A 26,239-nucleotide genomic window follows, 5' to 3' on the forward strand; every position below is an offset into this window, starting at 1 on the left:
CCCAGAGCAACCCTCTCTAGTGATCCCCGTCTCACCCCGCAGCCTTGACGGTGCCCACAACGATACGTATCGTCTTGTCTATGAGGCTCCACATCCACCTGTGATCCGCGCCGGACGCCCACGTTCCGAGCACACGCCCCACCGCACCGCGGTCGGGCCCGCTCCGTCGGCGTCCCCACACCGCGGTCGCGTACGGGCAGCCTTTCTTTCTCCGTGTTCCGGTCCTTCAGCACCCCTGTGCACCCATGACCGAAACACCGGCCCGCCCCCGCGCTCCGTGGCACCCCACACCGGAACCACGCAGAACAGGAGGGCCACATGCTCGGAACAGGCATGCGACACCGATCCCAACTCGCCCTGAGCGAGATCACCAAACGCTACGGGGACCACACCGTCCTCGACCGGGTCAGCCTGACCGTCCGCCCCGGCGAACGCGTGGGCGTGATCGGTGACAACGGCTCCGGCAAGAGCACCCTCCTCCGCCTCCTCGCCGGCGCGGAGGCCCCCGACAACGGGGAGCTCACCGTGCGCGCCCCCGGCGGCGTGGGGTACCTGCCCCAGACCCTGGAGCGGGTGTCCGGCGGTGTTCGGCAAGGCAACGTCGCCGACGCGGTGGACGACGCACTCCGGGACCTCAGGGACCTGGAGGCGCGCGTCCACACCGTCGAGGCCTCCCTCGGCGGCGCCACCCCCAAGGAGCTGGACGCCTACGGCGACCTCCTGGCGGAGTTCGAGGCGCGCGGCGGCTACGACGCCGACGCCCGTGTCGACGCCGGACTGCACGGCCTGGGCCTGCCCTCCCTGGACCGCGACCGACCGCTGCGGACGCTGTCCGGCGGGGAGCGTTCGCGGCTGGCGCTGGCGGCGACCCTGGCCGCCTCGCCCGAACTCCTTCTGCTGGACGAGCCCACCAACGACCTGGACGACCAGGCGGTCGCCTGGTTGGAGGCGCGGCTCCGGAACCACCGGGGCACGGTCGTCGCGGTCACCCACGACCGGGCCTTCCTGGCCGGGGTCACCGACACGGTGCTGGAGGTGGACGCGGACACGCACGGGGTCCGGAGGTACGGCGACGGGTACGACGGGTTCCTCACCGCCAGGGCCGCGGCACGGGCGCGCTGGTCCCGCGAGTACGAGGACTGGAAGTGGGACCTGGCCCGGCAGCGGCGCCTGGCCGACAACAACATCGCCGCCCTGCGGGCCATCCCGCGCATGATGGACAAGGCCGGCTTCGGGCACGGGGCGTTCCGGATGCGCGGGGCGGCACACGGTTCGATGGGCCGGATCCGCAACGCCAAGGAGAGGATGGCCCGGCTGACCGCGCACCCTGTGGCGCCCCCGCCGGTCCCCCTCCGGATGGCCGCCGGGTTCACCGGTCCGGTACCGGAGGACGCCCCGGTCGCGGAGCTGGAGCGGGTCCGGGTGGACCACCGGCTGGAGGTCGGCGCGCTGTCGTTGGCCCCCGGCGAACGGGTCCTGGTCACGGGTCCGAACGGTGCGGGGAAGACCACCCTGCTCAGGGTGCTGTCCGGGGAGCTGACCCCCGACTCCGGCCGGGTGGTTCCGCCCCGACGCGTGGGTCTCCTGCGCCAGGAGGACGCCCCGGTGCCCGAGGGGCGGTCCGTGCTCCAGGCCTACTCCTCCGGACGCCCCGGCCACCCGGAGGAGTACCGGGACGAACTCGCCTCGCTCGGGCTGTTCCGGGTGGGTGACCTCGACCAGCCGGTGTCCTCGCTGTCCGTGGGTCAGCGCCGCCGGATCGAGGTAGCACGGCTGACCTCGGGCACCCACGACCTGCTGCTGTTGGACGAGCCGACCAACCACCTCTCCCCCGGCCTCGTCGAGGAGCTGGAGGAGGCGCTGTCCCGGTACACGGGCGCCCTGGTGCTGGTGACGCACGACCGCAGGGCGCGTCAGAGGTTCACCGGTCGGCGTCTGGAACTCCGCGAAGGGGCCGTGACCAGCGACTCCGCACAGTAATGTCGACGTGTCTCTTTGTCGACATTACGGCTAGCACATAAGTCGACTAATGGATTGACCGATACAACGGGGCGTGACCGAAGCGGCCCATTCAGCCGCCTGTGGTCACGCCCCGTACCTACACCGTCAGAAGGCCGTCCCACCCACCGGCTAGCCCGGCGCCATGTCGACGAACCGGCTGTAGTGGCCCTGGAAGGCCACGGTCACGTCGGCGGTGGGGCCGTTACGGTGCTTGGCCACGATGATGTCGGCCTCGCCCGCGCGCGGGGACTCCTTGTCGTGCACGTCCTCGCGGTAGAGCAGGATCACCATGTCCGCGTCCTGTTCGATCGAGTTGTGGACACTGATGCCGTTCGCGACGAAGTTGTGCGTGCCAGCGACGGTCGCGTCGAAGACCTCGCGTTCGCCCAACGGTTCCACCTCGACCACGGTGTCCCAGAAGACGTCGTTGGTGGCCAACAGTTCCAGATCCGCGTCACCGAGTACCGAGGCCACACGGGACAGGCGGGTTCGGCTGGGCGCGGACTTCCACACCGCGTTCCCGGAGAACTTCGTGCCCATCTCCGTGGCGAACCGACGATGACTCATGCCCCGTTCGGTGAGCGTCGTACGCACTCGTCCCCAGACATCGACCGGCACCGTGTCCACGTTGGTGTTGGACGATCGAGCGGCCAGACCGGAGACACATGCCGCGAGCCGCTCCGCACGAGCACCGTGGCACCCGACCACTTCGGCGAAGCGCCTCTGTTCGTCAACACCATTGATGTCCAGGGTGTAGCCGACCCGGTGCTCTCCCTTGCGGACCTTCTTGATCCGGCTCATGATGTCCAACCGGGCCAGAAGACGGGCCACGTCGTCCACGAGGCGGCGGCTGGTGGATGCGTAGTAGATCCGCGCCTTGCCCCCGTTCTCGTTCCAGTGGGCCGATCCGTCGGTCGCCCAGAGGTGCCGGAGAAAGAGCGAGACCTGCTCGTTCGAGAGGGCGAAAACCTCCTCGGGGACGAACTTCTCGTGGCTGCGCAGACCGAAGAGACCCAGGTCGTCCAGCCACTTCGCGATGGGATTGCGTTTCCCGTGGGTGAGGTGGAACGGAGCGGGAAGTCGGAGCGTGATCGTCCGGGCCGAAGCGTACTCGTCCCGCACCGCCGTGACACCGAAGTGCTGCGCCGCCTCGGTCACCACTGCGAGGTTGTCCTCGTCCGTGTTCGCGTAACGAAGCGGCTGACGCCTCACGAAGGAACCGTCACCAATGAGGTGAGCCAGCATGATGACCTCGGCTTCGGGCCACCTCCTCAGCGTCTCCGGCCTCGGCACGCTCCTCGGCACGGCGACACGGTCACCGGCGGACAGCTTCTCAAGGGCCTCCCAACCGTCGAACGCCAGGAAGGGATGGTTCCCGGAGGCGATCACCTCACGACCGGAGGCCAGTCTGAGCCGGAAGACCTCCTTGACCCCGCTGGAGAAGACGTGTGACATGGTACGGGGCACCATGCGGAGTCGTTCGTCGAGCGACCAGACGGGTACGTCCCGTTCCCCACTCGAGTGAAGCTCACCCAGTGTCGTCTCGGCTCCCGTGTCCGCTCGAAGAATCCGGGTCTCCGCCACCAGACACCCGGATTCGCGCAGGTCGGAGACCTGGGGGCGCTTGTCGGTGCGCTGCTCGGGACCACGGTTCAGCTGGGACAGCGCCACCACGGGCACCTCCAGCTCCTTGGCCAGGAGCTTGAGCGAACGCGACATCTCGGAGACCTCCTGCTGGCGGCTCTCCACCCGGCCGGGTGAGCTCATCAGCTGGAGGTAGTCGACGATCACCAACTTGAGGTCGTGCTGCTGCTTGAGACGACGGCACTTGGCCCGGATCTCCATCATCGACATGTTCGGGGAGTCGTCGATGAAGAGCGGCGCGCTGGCCACCTCGCCCATCCGTCTCGCCAGCCGGGCCCAGTCCTCGTCGGTCATCAGACCGGACCGCATGGTGTGCAGCGGTACCCGCGCCTCGGCGGAGAGCAGACGCATGACGATCTCGTTGCGCCCCATCTCCAGGCTGAAGAAGACCGACGCCATCTCGTTCTTGATGGACGCGGCGCGAGCAAAATCCAGGGCCAGGGTCGATTTGCCCACTGCTGGGCGGGCGGCGATGATCACCATCTGGCCGGGGTGGAGGCCGTTGGTGAGGGCGTCGAAGTCGGCGAAACCCGTGGGCACGCCGGTCATGCTGCCGTCGTTGGCGCCGATCGCCTCGATCTCGTCGAGGGCGCCGGGCATGATGTCACCGAGGACCACGTAGTCCTCGCCGGTGCGCTTCTCCGCGACCTTGTAGATCTCCGCCTGGGCGTGGTCGACGAGGTCGTCCACCTCGCCGTCGCCCGCGTAGCCGATCTGCGCGATGCGGGTGCCGACCTCGACCAGGCGGCGCAGGACCGCGCGGTCCGAGACGATCTTGGCGTAGTAGCCCGCGTTGGCGGCCGTGGGGATCGCCTCAGTGAGCGTGTGCAGGTAGGGGGCTCCGCCGACCCGGGTGGCCTCGCCGCGCTTGGTCAGCTCGGCGTTGACCGAGATGGCGTCGACCGGCTCGCCCCGGGAGAAGAGGTCCACGACGCTGTCGTAGATGATCTGGTGCGCGGGGCGGTAGAAGTCCGCGGAGCGGATGATCTCGACGACCTGGGTGATGGCGTCCTTGGACAACAGCATGCCGCCCAGAACGCTCTGTTCGGCCTGGATGTCGTGGGGTGGGGTGCGCTCGTATCCGCCCTCTTCAGGTGGTTGCTCAGCGACACTCACGTACTTCTCCCCACACCGGCCGCGTGCGTCGGCCCGGATCGGACCGACTCTTCCAGGATGCCCCATCCGGGGTGCCGAAGACGCCGCTCGGCGCGCCTGTGGACAACCCCTACCACCACAACCGAAGCCCCGTGGGGCATTGCGCACAGAGGTTATGCACATCACCTGTGGATAACTTTGTCGCGAGTCGCCCATAGACCGTTTGAACTGGGAAAACACGGTTCACCGCCGGGAGGTGCAAGATGTCTCACAGGGCGGCTTTCCACAGGTTATCCACAGGCTTCGCCGCCTTGGTGCCCGACGCCACACGGGCCGTCGAACGCCTGTCCGGTACTGTGGCTCCGTCATGGCCAAACTGCTCTCGGCGGCCCCCTTCCGGCACCGCCACGACCGCGAGATCTTCGCCCTCGCCGTCCCCACGTTCTTCGCGCTGATCGCCGAACCCCTCTTCCTGCTCACCGACGCCGCCATCGTCGGCAGCCTGGGCACCCAGGCTCTTGGCGGGCTCGGCATCGCCGGACAGGTCCTGCTGACCCTGGCCGCGGTGTGCGTCTTCCTCGCCTACGGGACCACCGCCGCGGTGGCGCGTAAGTTCGGCGCCGGAGACATCCCCGGCGGCGTCCGGGACGGGGTGGACGGGCTCTGGCTCGCGATCCTGCTGGGGATCGCCGCGATCGGGATCGGCTGGCCGCTGGGCCCATGGATGATCGACCTCCTGGGCGCCTCGCCCGAGGTCGCCCCCTACGCCCTCACCTACCTGCGGATCAGCCTGCTGAGCACGCCGTTCCTGCTGATCGTCATGGCCGGGACCGGGGTGCTGCGCGGACTCCAGGACGCCCGCACCCCGCTGGTGGTCGCGGTCGCCTCCTACGTGGGCAACGCGGTGCTGTGCGCGAGCTTCGTGCTCGTGTTCGACTGGGGCATCGCCGGATCCGCCTGGTCGACGGTGATCGCCCAGGGCGGCGGCGCGTTCTGGTACGTGGCCGTCATCGCCCGCTCCGCCCGGCGCGAGGGCGTCTCGCTCGCACCGTCGGTGGCGGGCCTGCGTTCCTCGGCCTCGGCCGGTTTCGCCCTGTTCCTGCGCAGCGTGTCCATGCGCGTGGTGGCGCTGGTGACCACCGCCGTGGCCGCGCGGCTCGGTGACGAGTCCATCGCCGCGCACCAGGTCAGCTACAACATCTGGGCCCTGCTCGTGTTCGCGATGGACGCGATCGCCATCGCCGGGCAGTCCATCGTGGGACGCTACCTCGGCGCCAGCGACGTCCGCGGCACCAGGGACGCCACCCGGCGCATGGTCGAGTGGGGGGTGATGTCGGGGCTCCTGTTCACCGCCGTGGTCTTCCTCGTGCTGCCCTGGGCCCACGTGCCCTTCACCTCGGATCCGAGCGTGGCCGCGCTCATCACGGCGTCCCTCGTGGTGGTGGCACTCATGCAGCCGCTGAGCGGCGTCACCATGGTGCTCGACGGTGTCCTCATGGGCGCCGGGGACCAGCGCTACCTGGCCTGGGCCTCCCTGTGGACGATGCTCGCCTTCCTGCCGTTCGCCCTGGTCATCCCCAGCCTCGCCACCTCGGAGACCGGCGGCCTGGTGGGTCTGTGGGTCGCCTTCGCGGTATGGATCCTCGCCCGCGCCGTCACGCTGGGCCTGCGTGCCCGAGGCGAGGCCTGGCTCGTCACCGGCGCCCACCGCCCCTGACCCCAAGTCACCAAGTCACCAAGTCACCAAGTCACCAAGTCACCAAGTCACCAAGTCACCAAGTCGACCCTGGCCACGGGCACGAGGTTCACCGCCCCCCTCAGCTACCTCAGAAGAACAAGGGCGTCGTCGTACGGGTGACCCAATGCCTCAAACACACCTCCATCACAAGGGGGTGCGCCATTCGATCGCATCAGCCACAGGCGTGAGTCCCGCCTGTCCATCTCCACCACAAGGGGGTGCCCCGTTCGAGCGCCGGAGAGGGTTCTGCAAGACGAGTCGAGCCGCTAGCGAGGAACGAGCGTCAGGCGTGGACGAGGATGAAGAATCCCTCTGCAAAGGCGCCGAACACGCACCGAAGCGAAGCGGAGGTGCAAAGGGGTACAGCCGCCCCTGCGGGGGAACAGGGGCGGCTGGTCAGGAACGGGCTCTTCCCTAGAAACCCGTGTCGAGGTCTCCCACCGTGGGACCGTGGTAGAAGGTCGCGATCCGCTCCGAGCTCGGCACGGACGGGTAGCTCGGCAGCTGTTCCAGGCTGAGCTCCTGTCCGGCGGGGCCACTCAGGTGGCTCAGCTGCTGCCGGAGCTTGCTCCCCACGTCGTCACGGAGCTTGGGCAGCATCGAGTAGAGCTTGTCGCCGGGGCAGTTGGTGGCGTTGTAGTCGCGGTGTCCCACGATCGCCTCCTGCGGGTCCAGGCGGTAGACGAGGCACAGCCACGCGCAGGTGTCGACCAGCGAGGTCATGAGCGCGCCGGGCGGCGTGGACGAGGTGTAGGTGCCCTCGTTCTCGATGCCGATCGTGTGCGAGTTGTGGTTGGCGGTGTGCGCGCCCAACACGTGCTTCCCGTCGCGGATGGCCTGGAGGGACTTGTCCCTGCCCTCCATGATGTGGCCGCCGCGGCTGATGGTCAGCTGCTGGCCGGTGTCGCTCCAGCCGTTGTTGTCCATGTGGTACCGCTGGATGGAGCGGGAGAGCGCGGCGGCATGGCTGGTGGAGGTGTCGGACACGTTCGAGGTCGCGGTGTGGTGCACGACGATGTGGGTCGGCCCCTTGGCGAGCACCTCGATGCTTCCCTTGGGCGCGCGGGCGCCCCAGTCGGACCGGGTGTACACCTTGGGCGTCGCGGACGCGGTGGCCTGGCCGGTCACCGACACACCCAGTGACCCGCCGAGCAGTACTCCCCCGGCGGTCAGGGCGGCCCCTCGCAGCATCGTCCTACGATCCACCGCAAGAGGGTGGTCTGTCTCGGGCAGTCTTTCAACGGCCATCGGTATGCTGTCCTCTCCGTGCGGAGCGTCACTGAAAGTAACGCGACACAGAGAACACGTTAGATTACAAAGAGTAATCAAAGGGGGCTTTTCGACCCTTCGGCGTGTTCACGGGGAACAGAAGAACCCCGCCCCTCCGAGGAGGGACGGGGTTCCGACCGGAACGGTCAGCGCGTACTAGGCGCCGACGATGTCCAGCTTGATCGTCGCGGCGACCTCGGGGTGCAGGCGGACCTGGACCTTGTGGGCACCGACGGACTTGATCGGGTTCTTGATCTCGATCCGGCGCTTGTCCAGCTCGGGACCGCCGGTGGCCTTGACGGCCTCGACGATGTCCGCGGGCGTGACCGAACCGAACAGACGACCACCCTGACCGGCGCGCTGCTTGAGGCGCACGTTCAGCGCACCGACCTGGCCGGCGACCTGCTGGGCCTCGTCCAGGGTGCGGATGTCACGCGCCTTGCGGGCACGCTGGATGAGGTCGATCTGCTTCTGACCACCGCGGGTCCACCGAATGGCGAACCCTCGGGGCAGCAGGTAGTTGCGACCGTAACCGTTCTTCACCTCGACGACGTCGCCGGGGGCTCCGAGACCGTTGACCTCGTGGGTCAAAATCAGCTTCACGACAAAGACCTCCCTCGGATATCGCCGCTAGCGAGCGGTGCTGGTGTAGGGCAGCAGGGCCACCTCGCGCGCGTTCTTGATCGCGGTCGCGACGTCGCGCTGGTGCTGCGTGCAGTTGCCGGTCACCCGACGGGCACGGATCTTGCCGCGCTCGGAGATGAACTTACGGAGAAGCGTGGTGTCCTTGTAGTCGATGTAGGACTGCTTCTCCTGGCAGAAGAGGCAAACCTTCTTCTTGGGCTTGCGCGCTGCCGGCTTAGCCATCGTGGTGCTCCTTCGCAAGAGCCCCGGGGTCCTCCCGGGGATGGGCTGGGACAATGGAAAGGTGACGCGGCCCCCGGAGGGGCCGGGTCGGGTGTTACGTGGGGAAGCCGCTGGTTAGAACGGGGGCTCGTCGGAGAATCCTCCGCTGTTGCCGCCGCCGAAACCACCGCCGCCGCCGTTGGTGGCCCACGGGTCGTCGGCCGGGGCGCCGCCCCGACCACCCTGCTGGCCACCGAAGCCGCCGCCCTGGTTGCCGTAGCCGCCCTGGGACTGTCCGCCCTGGGGCTGGCCACCGCCGAAACCGCCGCCGCCCTGGTTGCCGCCGAAGCCGCCGCCACCCTGGCGCTGCGTCTTCGTCACCTTGGCGGTGGCGCTGCGCAGGGCCGGGCCGACCTCTTCGACGTCGATCTCGAAGACGGTCCGCTTCTCACCCTCGCGGGTCTCGAAGGACCGCTGCTTCAGGCGGCCCTGCACGATGACGCGCATGCCACGCTGAAGGCTCTCGGCCACGTTCTCCGCGTGCTGACGCCAGACGGTGCAGGAGAGGAACATGGACTCTCCGTCCTTCCACTCCCCCGACTGACGGTCGAAGGTGCGGGGCGTCGAGGCCACACGGAAGTTGGCGACCGCGGCTCCACTGGGCGTGAAGCGCAGTTCAGGGTCGTCGACGAGGTTGCCGACGAGCGTGATCTGGGTTTCGCCTGCCATGGATCGGCTCCGGTTCGAGATAGTTCGGGATCAGGCGGTTTCGCCTGCTCCCCGCATCATCCGCGCCCCTAGAGACAAAACAGTCCCGGGGACAAAACGAGCGGGGTCAGGGGGTCAGGGCACCGGGGTGCCTAGTGAACCTCGGGACGCAGAACCTTGGTGCGGAGCACGGCCTCGGCGATGCCGAGCTGACGGTCGAGCTCCTTGACCGTCGCGGGCTTGGCGGTCAGGTCGATGACCGCGTAGATGCCCTCGGAGTTCTTGTTGATGTCGTAGGCGAGGCGACGCTTGCCCCAGATCTCCGTCTTCTCGACCGAGCCGCCGTCGTTGCGGACGACGCCCAGGAAGTTCTCCAGCGACGGGGCGACGGTGCGCTCGTCGAGGTTGGGGTCGAGGATGACCATGATTTCGTAACGACGCATGAGCGTACGTTCCTCCTCTGGACTGTTGCGGCCATGGAATCTCCATGGCAGGAGGGCAGGAGCCCGGCGGTCCGCCGCCCGGTCCCACCGGGGGCATCGCTCAGGCTCTGAGCCATACGGGACCCAAGGCTACCAGCAGCGGAGTACCACCGGCGCTGGGCCGGGGATCGCGGGGCCGACCCGGGCGACGCCCTCCACGACGGAGGGCCGGTGCCGAAGGGTCTCCCCTCCGCGCACCGGCCCTCAGCCGTGCCGTCAGCCGATCAGTCCCTGGGCCTCATCAGGCTGTTGTTGCCGTTGGCCTGGTTGTTCTGGTCGCCACCGGGCGGCGGGACACCGGGGTTGGGCTCCTCGTCGTCCTCGCACGCCGGCTGGAAGACGCCACCGCACTCTTCCGGATCGGGGCTCTCCTGATCGTTGCAGTCCGGGTCGGTCCAGTGGCAGTCCTCGGGAGACTCCTCCACCTCGCAACCGGGATCGCCGGGCTCGCACTCGGGCTCGCTCGGCTCGTCGCTCGGCTCCTCGGTCTCCTCCGGGGTCTCGCTCGGAGACGGGGTCGGACTCGGGGTCGGCAGGAACCGCTGGTCCTCGCCCACCCACTGCGGGGCCGGGAACTGCTGGTGCTCCTGGCCCTCCATGGCGATCTCCATGAAGGCCTTCCAGACCTTCGCGGAGGTGGTGCCACCGTAGACGTCACCGACCTCCGGGCCGAAGTCCAGCGGATCGCCCTGGGCGCGGCTCAGCCCCACCGAGGCCGACAGCTGCGGGGTGTACCCCACGAACCAGGCCGAGACCGCGTCGGAGGAGGTACCGGTCTTGCCTGCCACCGGGCGCCCGTCGGAGAGGGCCGCTTCCTTCGCGCCGCCCTCCAGGACCGCCTGCTGCATGGCGTAGGTGGCGTCCGCGGCGACTCCCTCGGAGAGGACCTCCGTGCCGCTCTCCAGCTCCGCCTCGTCGTCCGGTTCGATCACCTCGCCGTCCGCGGTCGTCACCTGGGTGACCATGTGCGCCGGGAAGTGCCGGCCCTGGGCGGCGAAGGTCGCGTAGCCGCTGGCCATGTCGAGCGCGTTCACCTGGTGGGTGCCGAGCGCGACCAGCGGACCGACCGTGGAGGTGGTCTGCCGGTCCGGGTGCACGCCCATCTCGACCGCGAGTTCGTCCACGCGTGCCGGGTCGACCTTGATCGCCAGGTCCACGTAGCTGGTGTTCACCGAGTCGGCGGTGGACTGGATCAGGTCCACCTCGCCGTAGTCGACGTTGCTGGAGTTGATCACCGGGCTGGCCAGACCGGGGAACTCCAGCCCGCTGTCGCCGTTGAACTGGCTGCGCAGACCGATGTCGTCCGCCAGGGCGCGCGCCAGCACGTAGGGCTTGTAGGCCGATCCCGCCTGGGTCTGGTGCACCAGGGAGTTGTTGATCACCGTGGCCACGTCCGGCCCGCCGTTGAAGGCGACGATCTCACCGGTGCTCGGGTCGACGGCGGTCAGCCCGTGCATGGTGTCGTCGGCCGCGCTGTCCGGCAGGACGGCGAAGGCCTCCTCCGCGGCGCTCATCAGATCCGGGTCCAGGGAGGTCTGGATGACCAGTCCCTTGGTGGCGATGTCCGCGCCGGTGATGTTCCGCTCCGAGTAGCGCCGCTCGACCTCGTTGATCACGGCCTGCCGGATGTACCCCTGCTTGGGGTCGTCCAGGTCGGCCTCGGGCTCGTAGGGGATGATCGAGTCCGGGACCTCGAGCTGCTGGGCCTCGGCCTCGGGCAGACCGCGCTCGCCGCCGGTGTTCTCGTACATGGCGGCCAGCTGGCGCTGGACGTAGGGCCAGCGCTCCTTGTCCAGGTAGTTGGCGGTCCAGGAGTCCGGCTCGGGGTTCTCGAAGTTGCTGGGCATCTGGATGATGATGCCCAGGTAGGCGCCCTCGGCCCGGTCCAGCTCGCTCACGCTCTTGCCGAAGTACTTCTGGGCCGCCATCTCGATGCCGGAGGCACCGCGGCCGAAGTAGATCGTGTTGAGGTAGGTCGTGAGGATCTCGTCGGGTTCGAGCCGCTGGCCCAGCTTGATCGAGATGAAGATCTCGCGGATCTTGCGGGTCAGCGGCGGGTCGCCGTCGAGCTCGCTGTAGTAGTTGCGGGCCATCTGCTGGGTGATGGTGGAGCCACCGCCCGCCTCGCCGCCGGAGAGGACGGCGCGGCCGATGCCCTTGATGTTGATGCCCGGGTCCTCGTAGAAGGTGGCCTGCTCGGCGGCGAGCACGCCGTCGACGACCTCCTCCGGGATGTCGTCGCGCTGGACGGCGACGCGCTGGACCTCGCCGGTGGTGAGCGCGACCTCACCCTTGTCCGCGTCTCCCGTGGCGGCCCACAGGATCTGGGTGGCCGAGGCCTCCTTCTCCGCGTTCCTCGCGAGCTCCGTCGGTTCGGGGGCCATCGCGTAGAGCACCGCGAAGGCGGCCACACCGGCGATGAACATCAGGCCGCAGAAGGCCAGCGCGGGTTTCCAGGCCTTGGACAGGAAGCGCTTGAACCAGGGGCGGTCGTCCGGTTCGTCCTCGCGGGGGCGACGGCGGCCTCCGCCACCACCTCGTCCACCGCGTCCGCCCGAGGCGGCGGCGGCGCGGGAGCCCCGTCCTCCGGAGCGGCGCCCCTCGGAGCGGGAGCCGTGTTCACGGTCGCGGGGGTCACGCGGGCCCTCGGAGCGGCGGCGTCCGCCCGCGCGGGGGTCGTCGGGGCGGCGGCGGGGGCGGTCGCCGTCCTCGGGGCGTCGGGGGCGCTGGCCGTCGGGGCGGCGACGGGGGCGTTCACCGTCGTCCTCGGGGCGGCGTCGGCGTTCACCGTCGGGGCGGCGGGGCCGCTCTCCCTCGGCGCGGCGGCGTCCGCCCTCGGGGCGGGGGCGCCCCTCGGAGCGGGCCTCGTCCCCGGGGGGGCGGGCTCTGCGGGAGCGCGGGGCGGGCCTGTCGTCTCCTCGCGGGGCGTCCTCGGAGTCAGGTCGGCGCCGTCCGCCCGCACGTTCTTCCCGGGGAGGGCCACCGGCCCTGCGCCTTCCGCCGTCGCCGCGCGGACCGTCGTCCGGGCCGTCGGCCCGGCGACGGCCGCCGTCGGCATTCCGTCGTCGTTCGGTACTCACGTGGTCCTCGATTGCCTCTCACGGCCGCTCGGCCTGACGATTCCTTGGTGGAAACGGGGGTCGGTCCCCCTGGGGGATCGGTGATTCACGACCTGTACTCGTGGAGCGGCGCGGCTCGGGTGCGGTTCGCCCGGTTCCGCCGCTTTCGCCTGTGGTCAAGGCTTGATAAAGAGACGCCCACCCGGGGGTGAAGGTTTTCAACAGGTCGCGAAGACGTTGGCCGCTACTTCCTCCTGATCGTTGGCCTGCGGGAGCGCTTCCCCTGTCGCGTCGGTGCTCTGGGCCGACGTCAACGTCGCCGCGGCATGGCTTCGTTCGGGGGTCTGTACCGGCTTCGCACGCAAATCAAAGGTCACGTTAGAGCGATCGAACGATATAGCACAACCCACGCGCGAGGGTATCGCTCGCTTTGGAAGACCTCGTCACCCTCTGCCTGGAACCGCCGGTCCTGGCAGTTCAGCGGCTCGGGGCCGAAGGGGGCGCAGCGTGTGACTGCGGTCACCCGGGCGGGTCGGCTCGGTGTCGTCCCTGTTCGGAGGTGTTCGTGTGGGATCACGCACCGGATCGCGCGGGACCGCCCCGCACCGTGGTCACCAGCGGCCACCCTGGTGTCATCGTCACCGTTGACCGCCTGCGTCCCCACCACCGGGCGTGGATAGAGTCAGATCAGAACAAACCAGCCAGACATGGACAGTTCTCCCTGATTTCGACGGCCGTGAGGGGGAACAGAACCGCCGTGCGCGCTGCTGACCACATACGGAATACGACGCAGGATGACGAGCCCCGGACCGCCGTCGGAGCGGGCCCGTCGCCGTGCGCTGTGGAATCCATGTTCGCGGAGAAGAAGGAGCAAGGACCAATGGGTTCGGTACGTGTAGCCGTCGTGGGTGTCGGCAACTGTGCGGCGTCGCTCGTCCAGGGTGTGCACTACTACAAGGACGCCGACCCGGAGTCGCGGGTCCCCGGCCTGATGCATGTCCAGTTCGGCCCGTACCACGTGAGCGACATCGAGTTCGTCGCCGCCTTCGACGTGGACGCGAAGAAGGTCGGGCACGACCTGGCGGACGCCATCACCGCGAGCGAGAACAACACCGTCAAGATCTGTGACGTCCCGCCGACCGGCGTGACCGTCATGCGCGGCCCGACCTACGACGGTCTGGGCAAGTACTACCGCGAGATGATCCAGGAGTCCCCCGAGGACGCCGTGGACGTGGTCGCCGCCCTGAAGGCCGCCAAGGCCGACGTCCTCGTCTCCTACCTCCCGGTGGGCTCCGACGAGGCGGACAAGTTCTACGCGCAGTGCGCCATCGACGCGGGCGTGGCCTTCGTCAACGCGCTCCCGGTGTTCATCGCCTCCGACCCCGAGTGGGCCGAGAAGTTCACCAAGGCCGGGGTGCCGATCATCGGTGACGACATCAAGTCGCAGATCGGCGCCACCATCACCCACCGGGTGCTGTCCAAGCTGTTCGAGGACCGGGGTGTGATCGTCGACCGCACCTACCAGCTGAACTTCGGCGGCAACATGGACTTCAAGAACATGTTGGAGCGCGAGCGCCTGGAGTCGAAGAAGATCTCCAAGACCCAGTCGGTCACGTCGCAGATCCCGCACGAGCTCAACGCCGGTGCGGTGCACATCGGTCCCTCGGACCACGTGCCGTGGCTGGACGACCGCAAGTGGGCCTACATCCGTCTTGAGGGCCGTGCCTTCGGTGACGTCCCGCTGAACCTGGAGTACAAGCTGGAGGTGTGGGACTCCCCCAACTCCGCCGGGATCATCATCGACGCGGTCCGCGCGGCGAAGATCGCCAAGGACCGCGGGATCGGCGGCCCGATCCTGGAGCCCTCCTCCTACTTCATGAAGTCGCCGCCGGAGCAGTACAGCGACGCCGAGGCGCACGACAAGGTCGAGAGCTTCATCGCGGGCGAGTAGCCGCACCCCCTCTGCCCGGGGCCGATCGGCCCCGGGCACGCTCTCCGCACCCGGACACGACCTAGTCTTCAGGTCGTGTCCTTCTTCGTTGACCTGCGTGTGGTCCTGCGGGGACCCCGTTTCCGCCGTCTGTTCGGCACCCGGTTGGTCTCCCAGTTCTCCGACGGGATCTACCAGGCCGGGCTGGCCGGTTTCGTCTTCTTCAATCCCGAGCAGCACACGGGCGCCGGGGAGGTCGCGGCCGCCTTCGCCGTCCTGCTGCTCCCCTTCTCCCTGGTCGCCCCGTTCGCGGGCGTGCTCATCGACCGCTGGCCGCGCCGCCAGGTCCTCCTGGTGTCGTCGCTGGTCAAGGCGGCCCTGGCCGCGGTGACGGCGCTGCTCGTCGTCACCGGCGAGGGACCGGCGTTCTTCGTCGCGGCCCTGCTGGTCCTGAGCGTCAACCGCTTCTTCCTCTCCGGCCTCTCGGCGGGCCTGCCCTACGTGGTGCCCCGGGACCAGCTGATGACGGCCAACGCGGTCACCCCGACCTGCGGGACCGTGGCGAGCTCGCTCGGGACCGGCGCGGGCCTGGCGATCGGTGTGGCGGGCGGGGCGGAGGCCCTGGGGACCGGGCTGGTCCTCCTCGCCGCGGCCCTGGGCTTCGCCGGGGCCGCCCTGGTCTCGCTCACCCTGCGCCGCGACGAGCTGGGCCCGCACCTGGAGGAGGAGCCGGAGGAGGTCCGCGCGGCCCTGCGCGACGTCGTACGGGGCATGGCCAGCGGGGTCCGGCACATCCGAGAGCGGGTGCCCGCCCGCGACGGTCTGCTCACCATCGGCGGGCACCGCGTGCTCTTCGGCGTCTCGACGCTCCTGACCCTGCTGCTGTACGACAACACGTTCACCGGCGGCGGTGTCGCCGGGATCGCGGGCTTCACGGTGGCCGCCGGTCTGCTCGCCCTGGGGTTCTTCCTGGGCGCGGTGGCCACCCCGTGGGCGACCGCCCGGTGCGGTGAGGACGCGTGGATCGCCGGTCTGCTCGGCACGGCCGCCGTCGCGCTGCTGCTGTTCGGCCTGCCGTTCTCCGCCGCCCTGTTCCCGGCGGCCGCCTTCGTCCTGGGCTTCGTGTCGCAGGCGGTGAAGGTCACTGTCGACACGTTGGTTCAGCGACATGTCGACGACGCCTACCGGGGCCGGGTCTTCTCCGTCTACGACGTGCTGTTCAACGCCACGTTCGTGCTGGGTGCGGCGCTCGTCGCGGGTCTGGTCCCGCCGTCCGGTGTCAGTCCCCCGGTGGTGGGCGGGATGGTCCTGGCCTACCTGCTCATGGCGGCGGCCTGGGCGGTGCGCGCCCGCCGCCCGCGTGCGGTGGTGGGAGCCGCGTCCGGTCCGGAGTCCGCCGCGCCGTCGGCCCCCTCCCGTCCGGAGGACACCGGCCGGGAGCCCGCCCCGCGCGGGTAGCGGGGTGGACGTGTCGACTCGTCGACGAGTCGACTGGTCGCGTTATCCGCCGACGCCCCCGGCCACCGGCTGCTCCTCGGTGGTCTCCCGGTAGAGGCGCAGCCCCCGGGCCCGGTAGTTGTCGAGGGCGCGGTCACCGTCCAGGGAACAGGTGTGCAGCCACACCCGGCGCGTGGCTCCGCGGTCCGGTCGGCGGGATCCCAGGTCCCACGCCCGGCGCAGCGCCTCGGTGAGCATGTGCCCGCCCAGGCCCCGACCGAGGAAGCCGGGCAGCAGGCCGAAGTAGACCACCTCGACCGCCCCTTCGGGCTGGGACTCCAGCTCGGCGTAGCCCGCGGGCGTGCCCCGGTCGTACAGCACCCAGGTCTCCACGTTCGGGTCCGCCACCCGCTCACGCCACTGGTCGGTGCTCCAGGGGGCGCGGTCGGTCCACTGGTAGTCGCCGCCGACCGTCGTGTAGAGGAACCGGGAGAGCTCGGGGCTGGGTACCTCCGCGCGGACGAAGCCCACGGTGCCCTCCGGCTCGCGGCCGGGCCTGAGCTCGGCGGGGTCGGTCGTCTCCAGGTACCAGGTGGTGATCGTCATCGCGCCATCCTCGCACCGGCGGATCCGCTCCGGGGGCGCGGGTCCTTCCGGGAGAGGGCGCCGTCAGGCCCTCTGACCACGAGTCGACATGTCGCCCTCTCTATGAGTAGCCAAAGCAACACTTAATGTAGTGTCCCCCGCAGGCATTCGCGCACGAGCAGGGGATGGTGGCCATGAGCGGCGGTTTCGGACCCGGCGGTCCTTCGAGCGGGTCCAGGAGCGGGTCCGGTGGAGACAGAGGGGTGGCCAAACGCGTCGGGGCCGTCACCCGCCAACTGCCCGTCCGCGGCGACCGCCTCCTGGACGTCGGGTGCGGTGACGGCTCCCACACCGTGGCGCTCGCCCCGGGCTACGTGCGCGTCGACGCCATCGACACCGACCCCGCGCTGCTCGACGAACTCGGCGTGCGCATCGCCGGTACCGAGCTGGAGGACCGCGTGGGGGTGCACAAGATGACCCCCGACTCCCTGGCCTTCGACACCAACACCTTCGACCGGGTCACCGCGTTCGACGTGATCGAGCACCTGGACGACCTGGACGGCGCCCTGTGCGAGATCCACCGGGTGCTCAGGCCCGGCGGCGCGCTGTCCCTGACCACGTCCAACCGCTGGTTCCCCTTCGAGACGAACGGGGTCCTCTGGGGGGTGCGGCGGCGCCCCGCCGCCACCGCCCCGTTCCTGCCCTGGGTGCGTCCCCTCCACGCGCGGATGTCGGACGCGCGGTCCTTCAGCAGCCAGGAGTTGGGGCGCCTGCTGCGCGGCCACGGGCTGCGCGTGCGCGCGATCGACTACCTCATGCCGTCCCTCGACCGCCGTCCGCCGTCCCTGCCGAGCGTCTCGGGCGCCCTGGAGGGCACTCCGCTGCGGGTGTTCGGCGCGGGTATGGCGGTCACGGCGGTCAAGCCCGGACTCTGAGGGGCGCCGGGCCGTCCCTCCCCGCGCTCCGTGCGGCCTACCCGTCCCGGCGGCCGTCCTGCTCCAGGTGGTCCGCCGCCCAGGAGCGCAGCTCCGCGACGACCTTCTCCTTCTCCATGGGGCCGTTCTCCAGGCGCAGCTCCAGGAGGTACCGGTAGGCCTTGCCCACCAGCGGACCGGGCTTCACGCCCAGGATCTCCTGGATCTCGTTGCCGTCCAGGTCGGGCCGGATGCGGTCCAGCTCCTCCTGCTCGGCCAGCTCGGAGATGCGGCGCTCGATGTCGTCGTAGGAACGGGCGAGCGCGGCGGCCTTGCGCCGGTTGCGGGTGGTGCAGTCGGCCCTGGTCAGGATGTGCAGGCGCTCCAGCTGGTCACCGGCGTCCCGGGCGTACCGGCGCACCGCCGAGTCCGTCCACTCGCCGCGGCCGTAGCCGTGGAACCGCAGGTGCAGCGCGACCAGCGTGCCCACCTGGGAGATGACGTCCTTGGGGAAGCGCAGGGCGGACAGCCGCTTGCGGCTCATGGAGGCGCCCACCACCTCGTGGTGGTGGAAGGTCACCCTGTTGCCGCCCTCGAAGGCGCGGGTCCGGGGCTTGCCGACGTCGTGCATCAGGGCGGACAGGCGCAGCACGAGGTCGGGTTCGTGGCCGCGCTCGCGCTCCAGGTCCATGGCCTGGTCCAGGACGGTGAGCGAGTGCTCGTAGACGTCCTTGTGGCGGTGGTGCTCGTCGATCTCCAGCCGCATCCTGGGGATCTCGGGCATGACGTGCTCGGCGATGCCGAGGTCCACCATGAGCTCGATCCCCCGGCGCGGGTCCGGGCTCAGCATGAGCTTGGTGAGCTCGTCCCGGACGCGCTCGGCCGAGACGATGGAGAGCCGGTCCGCCATGTTCCGGGCCGCCTCGGCCACCTCGGGCGCCAGGGAGAAGCCGAGCTGCGCGGCGAAGCGGACCGCGCGCATGATGCGCAGCGGGTCGTCGCTGAAGGAGTCCTCCGGGCGGCCCGGGGTCCGCAGGACCTTGGCCCTGAGGTCCGCGAGCCCGCCGAAGGGGTCCACGAACTCCCGGCTGGGCAGGTGCACCGCCATCGCGTTGACGGTGAAGTCACGGCGCAGCAGGTCGTCGTGGATGTTCGTGCCGTAGGCCACCTCGGGCTTGCGGGACTTGGGCGAGTAGGCCTCGCTGCGGTAGGTGGTGATCTCCAGCTGGAGTCCGCGCTTGCGCAGGCCGACGGTGCCGAACTCGATGCCGACGGTCCACACGGAGTCCGCCCAGCCGTCGATGAGTTCGAGGACGCGCTGGGGCACGGCGTCGGTGGTGAGGTCGACGTCGTTGGAGTCACGGCCGAGGAGCGCGTCGCGGACCGGACCGCCGACGATCGCGAGTTGCTGACCCTGGGCGTCGAAACGGTCGCCGAGCTCGTCGGCCACCGGTTGGATCGCGTCGACCAACGCGGCGACTGCCGCTCGCTGCGCACCACTGAGCACACCCGCGGGCGGGTTCACCCCCGTGGACGGGTTCTGGGCGGCGTCGTTCTCACGCGAAGGCTCTGTGTTCGGCACACCACGCAGGTTAGGCGGCCACACGGGGTGACCGCGAATCAGTTCGACACCGCCGAGGCCCTGTGGCGGCCCTGGTGTCGGACCCCGGTCAATGAAAGGGTGGGCCGACCACGACCACGAACAACGGTCCGCGCAAGAGCCGGGGTTCGGGGAACGCGGTATCTTCGGGTGAAGTGGTGGCATGTCACGGTCAGTCCGAGGCCACCAGCCCCGCTTGGGCCGAGCGCGCCGCGCGGGCACCCCGACCGACCCCGCCCCACCTTCCGTATCCCTGGCGGGACGGACACCTGGACCCGAATCAGGAAACCAAGCGTTGCGTCGAACTGCTTCCGCGGCCGCGGTCATGGCCATGACCGCCGCTCTGCTTCCGATACCGGCCACCCTCACACCCGCGTCGGCCGAGCCCGACGAGGAGGGGGCGGCCTCCCCGCTCGTCGTGGACCGGATCACCCCGGACGCCGTGGACGAGGACAGCACCCTGCGGGTGGCGGGCGAGGTGACCAACACCACCGGGGAGACCGTCGAGGACGTCACCGTCCGCATGCGCTACTCCCGGCACCCCTTCACGTCGCGCGACGAACTGGACGACTTCGCCTCCGGCGAGGACTGGCAGCCCAGCGCCTCCGGGCCCGACGAGGAGTTCAAGGGGAAGCTGGAGCCCGACGGCACCCTGGAGTACTCGCTGAGTACCCCCGCCGAGGACCTGGACCTGGGCTCCTACGGGGTGTACCCCATGGTCATCGAGGCTGTCGACGCTGACGGCGCCTCCCTCGGGGCGCAGTACACCTTCCTCCCCTACACCGCCGCCGACGACGTCCCCACCCTGGACCTGGCCTGGGTCTGGCCGCTGATGGACTCCCCCCAGCGCGCCGACGACGACACCTTCCTCAGCGACGAGCTGCACGGGTCGGTCGGCGCCGACGGACGCCTCGGACGGCTCCTGGAGGCCGGTGCGCAGGTGCCCCTGTCCTTCGAGGCGGGGGACGAGGACCTCGTCGAGGAACTGGGGCTGGAGGAGGACCAGGGGGGCGAGGAGAGCCCCGAGGCCACGGACGAGAGCTCACCGACCGCCGGTGAGGAGGCCACCTCCGAGGAGAGCGCCGACTCGGTCTCCCCCGAGGCCTCCGAAGAGGGCACCGACGAGGAGGCGGACCCCTCCGCCGCCCCGGAGGAGGACGGCGAGGAGGACGGTGGCGAGGAGCGGCCGTCGCGGACCGAAGGCATCCCGGTGACCTGGTCCGTCGACCCCGGCACGCTTGACGACATCCTCCGCATGGCCGCGGCCGACCACCAGGTCCTGGAGGGCCCGTTGGACGACCCGGTCGAGGAACCGGGGAGCGAGGGGCGCGCCGCGGACGAGGCCGCCCAGGTGTGGCTGCGCGAGGCGCGCGGGGTCCTGGCCGCCGACACCGTCGTGGCCTCCCCGTACGCCGACGCCGACCTGGTCGCGTTGCTCCTCAACGACATGAACGGCGACGCCGAGGCCTCGCTGCGGCTCGGTCAGGAGGCCGTGGCGCGCGCTCTCGCCCTGGAGGCCGACGACCGGTTCGCGGTCCCGGCCGAGGGGATGATGGACGAGCGCGTCCAGGAGCTGTTCACCGAGCACGGCGCCCACCGCTTCCTGCTGTCCGAGGAGGCGCTTCCGCCCGCCTCCTGGATGTCCACGACCCCCGGTGCGCAGGCCCCCCTGCCCGCGAGCGGGGACGAGGAGGCGGACGAGGAGCCCTACGCGCTGGTCTCGGACTCCGGTCTGACCGACGTGCTGTCGATGCCCTCGTGGGAGCCGGGCGAGTCGGCCCTGGCCCTCCAGCGCTTCGCGGCGGAGACCGCGATGATCGCCGGGGAGAGCGGTGAGGACGACCGGGTGGTCGTCGCCGCCCCCGAACCCGGCTGGGACCCCAGCCCCGAGTTCGCCTCGGGGGTGCTGCGGGCCACGGACGACCTGCCCTGGCTCTCCCCGGAGCGCCTGGACCGGGTCGAGCTCCCCGACTCCAAGGACCGCGAGGAGACCCGTCAGGAGCTGGACTACCCGGACCAGGCCTACGGCGACGGGCTCAGCTCCACCTACCTCGGCCAGATCGAGGACGTCAGCCGGGACGTGCGGCTGTTCAACAGCATCCTGGTCGGTGACAGCGACCCGTTCCGACCCGCGCTGGTGCGCCTGGAGTCGGTGCACTGGCGGGACCGCGAGGCGCTCGCCGGAGCCACCCGCACCCTGGTGGTCAAGTCGGTGCAGAGCCGCCGGGAGGACGTGCGCGTCATCCCCGGCGAGCCGGTCACCCTGGCCAGCCGCACCGGGACCACCGGTGTGCTCGTGGCCAACGACCTCGAGGACGAGGCCGTCTACGTGTACCTGTCGCTCTATTCGGAGAACTCCGAGCGGCTGAGCATCGGTGAGTACACGCACCACTTCGAGATCGCCCCCGGAGCCAAGACCACGGTCTACGTCCCGCTGTCGGCCCGGATCAACGGCAGCACGAACGTGCACGTCAGCCTCCAGAACGCCGACGGTGAGCCGATCAGCTCGCAGGACACGCTGATCCAGGTGAACGCGACGGGTCTGGGCACGCAGGCCCTGCTGATCAGCGGGATCGGCCTGTTGATCCTGGTCGCGGCGCTGGCCCCCCGCGCGCTGCGCAAGTGGGCCCGCAAGCAGGCCGCCAGGGCGAAGGCGGCCGAGGCCGGCGAGGGGCCGACGGGCGGCGAGCAGACCGCCGACGGCTCCGAGGCCGACGGCGTACCGGTGTCCGACGACCGTTCCGAATCCGACGGCGGTTCGGAGACGGACGCCGGACCCGAGGGTGACGCGCCCGAGGGTGACGGGGAGCCGGGCGGCACCGCCCCGGACGCCCCCGCCTCCGGGCGGCCGTCCGACGGGGTTCCCGGCGACGGGGACCGGTCGGCGGACGGCGACACCACGGACGACTCCCCCACGACCAAGGACGACCCGGACGGCAGCGGCTCCGGAAAGTGACCGCCACACCCTGATCCGCGGCGCCGTCCCCACGGGCGTCGCGGCCCGAACCCTCCCCGCAGACGAAAGGAACCCTGATCCACGGTGGTCACCGACTCCCCGAACGGCGACGAACAGTCCCCCCGTTACACGCCCAAACACACCAGGCACCCCCACGAGGGCGCCATGCCCGGTGACAGCGCCGTCCGCCCCTCCGGCGGGCCGACCCCCTCCTATGAGGAGGGCGAGCTCCCCGAGCCCGAGGCACCCGCCCCGGCGGAGGGCTCCGACTCCGGCGGCATGATGCGGTCCAGCATGATCATGGCCGTCGGCACCATGGCCTCCCGGATCACCGGTTTCGCCCGCACCATCGTGCTGGCCGCCGCCATCGGCACCCACCTGCTCGGTGACGCCTACCACACGGCGCACACGATCCCCTTCATCCTGAACGACCTGCTCATCGGCGGCCTGATGGCCTCCGTGGTCATCCCGTTCCTGGTCAAGCGGCGCAAGCGCGACGCCGACGGTGGCAAGGCCACCGAGGACCGCCTGTTCACCTCCATGGTGCTGGCTCTGCTGCTGGTGACCGCGGTCGCGATCCTGGCCGCCGAGGCCCTCATCTGGCTGTACGGCTCCCGGTTCACCCCGTTGCAGTTCGAGGCGTCGGTCTACCTGGCCCGCTTCCTGCTCTCGCAGATCTTCTTCGTGGGCCTGAGCGGCCTGCTGAGCGCCATGCTCAACACGCGCGGCAAGTTCGGCGCGGCGGTCTGGGCCCCGGTGCTCAACAACGTCGTCATCATGGGCGTCGCCGCGATGTTCCTGGTCGTGGCCGGTCCGGGCCGCACCCCGGAGACCGTCACGACCGGCGAGCTCACCCTGCTGGGCGCGGGCACCGCAGTCGGCATGGCGCTCCAGGCGCTGGTGCTGTTCGTCGCCCTGACACGGACCGGCTACCGCTGGCGTCCCCGCCTCGACCTGCGCGGCTCCGGCCTCGGTGAGGCGCTGCGCACCGCCGGGTGGATGATGCTCTACACCCTCCTGACCCAGGCGGGTCTGTGGATCACCACCAACATCGCCAACGCCGCCAACGTGGCCAGCATCGAGCAGGGTCTGGACGTCGGTGCCGGTATCAGCGCCTACAACCTGGCGTACCAGCTCTTCCAGCTCCCGTACGCGATCATCGCGGTCTCGCTGATCACCGTCCTCCTCCCCCGCATGAGCGCGCACGCCGACGACCACGACTGGGACGCCGTCCGCTCCGACTTCTCCCGCACCCTGCGGATCTCCGCGTTCGTGCTCGTCCCGATCGCCTTCGCGGTCGCGATGTTCGCGGAGCCGCTGTCGGTCCTGGCGTTCGCCCGGGGCTCGGTGTCGGTCGCTGACGCGGCCGCCATCGGCCAGATCCTCGCCGTGATGTCGCTCGGCCTGCTTCCGTTCACCGTGTTCCAGCTCATGCTGCGCGTGTTCTTCGCCATGGGCGACACCCGTACCCCGGCCCTGATCGGCCTGGCCAACCTCGCCGTCCACAGCGGTCTGGCCCTGGTCGCCTACCTGCTCCTGCCGCCGAACCTGGTCGTCGTCGGCGTCGCCTCGGGCTTCATGCTCTCGTTCCTGTCGGGCCTGACCATCGCCGGTCAGATCCTCAGCCGCCGTATCGGGGGGCTTGACGGAAAGCACGTGATTGGCACATTGTTGCGGCTGCACCTGGCCGTCGTTCCCAGCATCGCGGCGGGCTTCGGTGTGCTCTGGTTCTTCGAGACGCGGGTCGGGCCCGGTCTGGCCACCTACGTCGGCGCCCCCCTCGTGGGCTGTGCCGTCGGCGCCCTGCTGTTCCTGGTCTTCGCCCGGCTGCTGCGCGTCCCCGAGCTGAGCGCCGCCATGGAACTGATCCGCGGCCGCCTGCGTCGTTAGATGCCGTGAGCCCTTCCGGCCCCGCCCCCGCCGGACACCCCAGCCGCAAGAGTCAGAGGAAGAGGACCACCCCACGGTGTCCAGCGATCATCCCCGTCAGCACGCCGACGGTCCGGAACCCGGACCCGAGGAGACCCGCGAGGGCGCGTCCCGGCACCACATGGTGATGCCCGAGGACGTGCTCGACGCCTACGAGCGCGCCGAACCCCGGACCGAGCCGGAGACCGGACTGAGGACGGTCCGGGATCCGAGCGAGATCGGTGACGTCGGCACGGCGGACCGCGCGGGTCTGGAGGACGGCGACGAGATCGGCGGTGCGACGCACACCGGTCCCGGCAACATCGCCAAGTCGACGGCGATCATGGCCGTCGGCACCATCGCCTCCCGTGTGACGGGCTTCGTCCGTACCATCGTGCTCGCGGCGGCGATCGGCACCCAGCTGCTGGGTGACGCCTACCAGACCGCCGGCATGGTGCCGTACATGATCTACGACCTGCTCATCGGCGGGTTGCTGGCCAGCGTCTTCGTGCCGTTCCTGGTGAAGCGGCGCAAGCTGGACGCGGACGGCGGTGACCGGACGGAGCAGCGCCTGGTCACCCTCATGCTGCTCGCGCTGTTCGTGCTGACCCTGGTGTCGGTGCTCATCGCCGAATGGTTCATCCGGATCTACGCGGGCGGGTTCAGCGGGGCGCAGTACGACGTCTCCGTGATCCTCGCCCGCTACCTGGTGCTCCAGATCTTCTTCATCGGCGCCAGCGGTCTGGCCAGCGCGATGCTGAACGCGCGGAACAAGTTCGGCGCCCCCATGTGGGCGCCGGTGCTCAACAACGTCGTCATCATCGGCGTCTGCCTGTGGTTCCTGTCCGTGGCCGGTCCGGGCCGGACGCCGGACACCATCACCTCCGGCGAGCTCGCCCTGCTGGGCCTGGGCACCGCCGTGGGCCAGGTCGTCCAGGCGGCCGTGCTGGTCTGGGCGCTCGCCGCCGCGGGCTTCCGCTGGCGCCCCCGCCTGGACGTGCGCGGCTCCGGGCTGGGCGAGGCCGCCAGCGCGGCCTCGTGGATGATGCTCTACATCGTCGTCGCCCAGGTGGGCGCGCTCGTCTCCACCAACGTCGCCACGCGCGCCGGTTCGATGGCCGCCGACCTCGGCTACGAGACCGGTTCGGGCATCGCGGCGTACAAGTTCGCGTCGATGCTGTTCCAGCTGCCGTACGCGATCATCGCGGTCTCGGTGATCACGGCCCTGCTGCCCCGGATGAGCGAGCACGTCGCGGCCGGGCGCAAGGACCAGGTGCGCAGCGACTTCTCCCGGGGCTTCCGGCTCTCGTCGGTCCTGATCGTGCCCATCGCGGTGGCGATGATCGTCTTCGCCGTCCCCTTCTGCGTGATGATCTACGCGCAGGGCAGCACGAGCGCGGAGGACGCGGCCGCGATCGGGCGCATCCTCATGGTCTTCTGCGTGATGTTGATCCCGTTCACGCTGTTCCAGCTCCAGATGCGCGTGTTCTACGCGCTGGGCGACACGCGGACCCCGGCGCTGGTGTCGATCCCCTCCGAGATCGCCCACGCCGTCACGGCGCTCAGCCTGCTGTACTTCATGGCCGACAACCCGCAGGACATCGTCGTGTGGCTGCCCGTGCCCTACGGTCTCTACTACGTGGTGGGTTCGGCCATCATGTGGTACCTCCTCAACAGGAGGCTGAACGGACTCGACGGCCGAAGGACCGCGCTGACGCTGTTCAAGCTGCACGTGGCCACGGTTCCGGCGGCGGCGTTCGGCGTCCTGATGATCTTCGCCCTCAGCGGTCTGCCGGGCGACGTGTGGCCAGCCCTCGCGTCGATGGTGGCCGGAGGACTGGTCGGTGCCGTACTGTTCGTGGTTGCCGCCAAGTTCCTCAATGTGACTGAAGTCACAGCATTCCTTGATTTGGTCAGAACACGGCTACGACGCCGCTGATCACCTGTAATGGATGACGTTGGGTGGTCGCGTCCGGGTACGTCCCGGAAGAAGCGTGACCATCCGGTGTCCTCCAAAGAGGCTGTTCAAGCGTCCTAGCATGGACAGACACCGCTTTACCGCCAGAG

The 26,239-nt window shown here is 69.9% G+C and carries 17 protein-coding genes; 8 read left to right on the plus strand and 9 right to left on the minus strand.

The features are described 5' to 3' along the window. Positions 1-333 precede the first annotated feature (333 nt). Positions 334-1,980 carry a ribosomal protection-like ABC-F family protein gene (gene abc-f / locus AC0VYL_RS27880; protein ID WP_475481941.1) on the plus strand — a complete coding sequence of 549 codons (1,647 nt, stop codon included), beginning with the start codon at positions 334-336 and terminating at the stop codon, positions 1,978-1,980. Positions 1,981-2,130: 150 nt separating this feature from the next. On the opposite strand, the gene AC0VYL_RS27885 is transcribed toward abc-f, so the two are convergent. Continuing rightward, positions 2,131-4,761 (minus strand): replicative DNA helicase, encoded by a 2,631-nt coding sequence (locus AC0VYL_RS27885; RefSeq protein WP_475481942.1) that lies wholly within the window; start codon positions 4,759-4,761, stop codon positions 2,131-2,133. A 346-nt stretch (positions 4,762-5,107) separates the two neighbouring features. Here AC0VYL_RS27885 and AC0VYL_RS27890 point away from each other — a divergent pair, with 346 nt between their 5' ends. Next, complete coding sequence (locus AC0VYL_RS27890) at positions 5,108-6,457, plus strand: MATE family efflux transporter (RefSeq protein ID WP_475481943.1); 1,350 nt, start codon at positions 5,108-5,110, stop codon at positions 6,455-6,457. Positions 6,458-6,892: 435 nt separating this feature from the next. On the opposite strand, the gene AC0VYL_RS27895 is transcribed toward AC0VYL_RS27890, so the two are convergent. The 6 genes from AC0VYL_RS27895 to AC0VYL_RS27920 all read right to left on the minus strand — a co-directional run bounded on the left by AC0VYL_RS27895 (position 6,893) and on the right by AC0VYL_RS27920 (position 12,863). Then, positions 6,893-7,726, minus strand: a complete 834-nt coding sequence (locus AC0VYL_RS27895) for a peptidoglycan recognition protein family protein (protein WP_475481944.1) — start codon at positions 7,724-7,726, stop codon at positions 6,893-6,895. A 177-nt stretch (positions 7,727-7,903) separates the two neighbouring features. Next, complete coding sequence (rplI, locus tag AC0VYL_RS27900) at positions 7,904-8,350, minus strand: 50S ribosomal protein L9 (RefSeq protein ID WP_017579428.1); 447 nt, start codon at positions 8,348-8,350, stop codon at positions 7,904-7,906. A gap of 27 nt (positions 8,351-8,377) precedes the next feature. Then, the gene (rpsR, locus tag AC0VYL_RS27905; protein ID WP_013155832.1) at positions 8,378-8,614 is read right to left on the minus strand and encodes a 30S ribosomal protein S18; all 237 of its coding nucleotides are present in this window, start codon (positions 8,612-8,614) and stop codon (positions 8,378-8,380) included. A gap of 114 nt (positions 8,615-8,728) precedes the next feature. Further along, complete coding sequence (locus AC0VYL_RS27910) at positions 8,729-9,322, minus strand: single-stranded DNA-binding protein (RefSeq protein ID WP_475481945.1); 594 nt, start codon at positions 9,320-9,322, stop codon at positions 8,729-8,731. 131 nt (positions 9,323-9,453) lie between these two features. After that, complete coding sequence (gene rpsF, locus AC0VYL_RS27915; RefSeq protein WP_017545727.1) at positions 9,454-9,744, minus strand: 30S ribosomal protein S6; 291 nt, start codon at positions 9,742-9,744, stop codon at positions 9,454-9,456. Between the two features lie 263 nt (positions 9,745-10,007). Continuing rightward, positions 10,008-12,863 (minus strand): transglycosylase domain-containing protein, encoded by a 2,856-nt coding sequence (locus tag AC0VYL_RS27920; RefSeq protein ID WP_475481946.1) that lies wholly within the window; start codon positions 12,861-12,863, stop codon positions 10,008-10,010. Between the two features lie 859 nt (positions 12,864-13,722). On the opposite strand from AC0VYL_RS27920, the gene AC0VYL_RS27925 reads away from it, so the two are divergent. Both AC0VYL_RS27925 and AC0VYL_RS27930 read left to right on the plus strand, forming a co-directional pair. Next, complete coding sequence (locus tag AC0VYL_RS27925) at positions 13,723-14,793, plus strand: inositol-3-phosphate synthase (RefSeq protein ID WP_378735446.1); 1,071 nt, start codon at positions 13,723-13,725, stop codon at positions 14,791-14,793. Between the two features lie 75 nt (positions 14,794-14,868). Next, positions 14,869-16,230 (plus strand): MFS transporter, encoded by a 1,362-nt coding sequence (locus AC0VYL_RS27930; RefSeq protein WP_475481947.1) that lies wholly within the window; start codon positions 14,869-14,871, stop codon positions 16,228-16,230. 42 nt (positions 16,231-16,272) lie between these two features. On the opposite strand, the gene AC0VYL_RS27935 is transcribed toward AC0VYL_RS27930, so the two are convergent. Further along, on the minus strand, positions 16,273-16,815 hold the full coding sequence (locus AC0VYL_RS27935) for a GNAT family N-acetyltransferase (protein WP_475457507.1): 543 nt from the start codon (positions 16,813-16,815) through the stop codon (positions 16,273-16,275). A gap of 173 nt (positions 16,816-16,988) precedes the next feature. On the opposite strand from AC0VYL_RS27935, the gene AC0VYL_RS27940 reads away from it, so the two are divergent. Beyond that, the gene (locus AC0VYL_RS27940; protein ID WP_475481948.1) at positions 16,989-17,729 is read left to right on the plus strand and encodes a class I SAM-dependent methyltransferase; all 741 of its coding nucleotides are present in this window, start codon (positions 16,989-16,991) and stop codon (positions 17,727-17,729) included. A gap of 37 nt (positions 17,730-17,766) precedes the next feature. On the opposite strand, the gene AC0VYL_RS27945 is transcribed toward AC0VYL_RS27940, so the two are convergent. Next, complete coding sequence (locus AC0VYL_RS27945; RefSeq protein ID WP_475457511.1) at positions 17,767-19,290, minus strand: CCA tRNA nucleotidyltransferase; 1,524 nt, start codon at positions 19,288-19,290, stop codon at positions 17,767-17,769. 343 nt (positions 19,291-19,633) lie between these two features. Here AC0VYL_RS27945 and AC0VYL_RS27950 point away from each other — a divergent pair, with 343 nt between their 5' ends. From AC0VYL_RS27950 to murJ (AC0VYL_RS27960), 3 genes are all read left to right on the plus strand, one after another. Beyond that, positions 19,634-22,264, plus strand: a complete 2,631-nt coding sequence (locus AC0VYL_RS27950) for a DUF6049 family protein (protein WP_475483586.1) — start codon at positions 19,634-19,636, stop codon at positions 22,262-22,264. An 84-nt stretch (positions 22,265-22,348) separates the two neighbouring features. Then, entirely contained in the window at positions 22,349-24,154 is a 1,806-nt protein-coding gene (gene murJ / locus AC0VYL_RS27955; RefSeq protein WP_475457513.1) for a murein biosynthesis integral membrane protein MurJ, read from the plus strand. A gap of 160 nt (positions 24,155-24,314) precedes the next feature. Beyond that, positions 24,315-26,111 (plus strand): murein biosynthesis integral membrane protein MurJ, encoded by a 1,797-nt coding sequence (gene murJ, locus AC0VYL_RS27960; RefSeq protein WP_475463297.1) that lies wholly within the window; start codon positions 24,315-24,317, stop codon positions 26,109-26,111. Positions 26,112-26,239: the final 128 nt, after the last annotated feature.

The organism is Nocardiopsis sp. iso_238, assembly GCF_056173325.1.

Bases quoted from the DNA above. Each gene is read 5' to 3' on its own strand.
- abc-f (WP_475481941.1), top strand. From the start codon at position 334: ATGCGACACCGATCCCAACTCGCCCTGAGCGAGATCACCAAACGCTAC.
- AC0VYL_RS27890 (WP_475481943.1), top strand. From the start codon at position 5,108: ATGGCCAAACTGCTCTCGGCGGCCCCCTTCCGGCACCGCCACGACCGC.
- AC0VYL_RS27895 (WP_475481944.1), bottom strand. From the start codon at position 7,726: ATGGCCGTTGAAAGACTGCCCGAGACAGACCACCCTCTTGCGGTGGAT.
- rpsR (WP_013155832.1), bottom strand. From the start codon at position 8,614: ATGGCTAAGCCGGCAGCGCGCAAGCCCAAGAAGAAGGTTTGCCTCTTC.
- AC0VYL_RS27910 (WP_475481945.1), bottom strand. From the start codon at position 9,322: ATGGCAGGCGAAACCCAGATCACGCTCGTCGGCAACCTCGTCGACGAC.
- rpsF (WP_017545727.1), bottom strand. From the start codon at position 9,744: ATGCGTCGTTACGAAATCATGGTCATCCTCGACCCCAACCTCGACGAG.
- AC0VYL_RS27925 (WP_378735446.1), top strand. From the start codon at position 13,723: ATGGGTTCGGTACGTGTAGCCGTCGTGGGTGTCGGCAACTGTGCGGCG.
- AC0VYL_RS27935 (WP_475457507.1), bottom strand. From the start codon at position 16,815: ATGACGATCACCACCTGGTACCTGGAGACGACCGACCCCGCCGAGCTC.
- AC0VYL_RS27940 (WP_475481948.1), top strand. From the start codon at position 16,989: ATGAGCGGCGGTTTCGGACCCGGCGGTCCTTCGAGCGGGTCCAGGAGC.
- AC0VYL_RS27950 (WP_475483586.1), top strand. From the start codon at position 19,634: ATGGCCATGACCGCCGCTCTGCTTCCGATACCGGCCACCCTCACACCC.
- murJ (WP_475463297.1), top strand. From the start codon at position 24,315: ATGGTGATGCCCGAGGACGTGCTCGACGCCTACGAGCGCGCCGAACCC.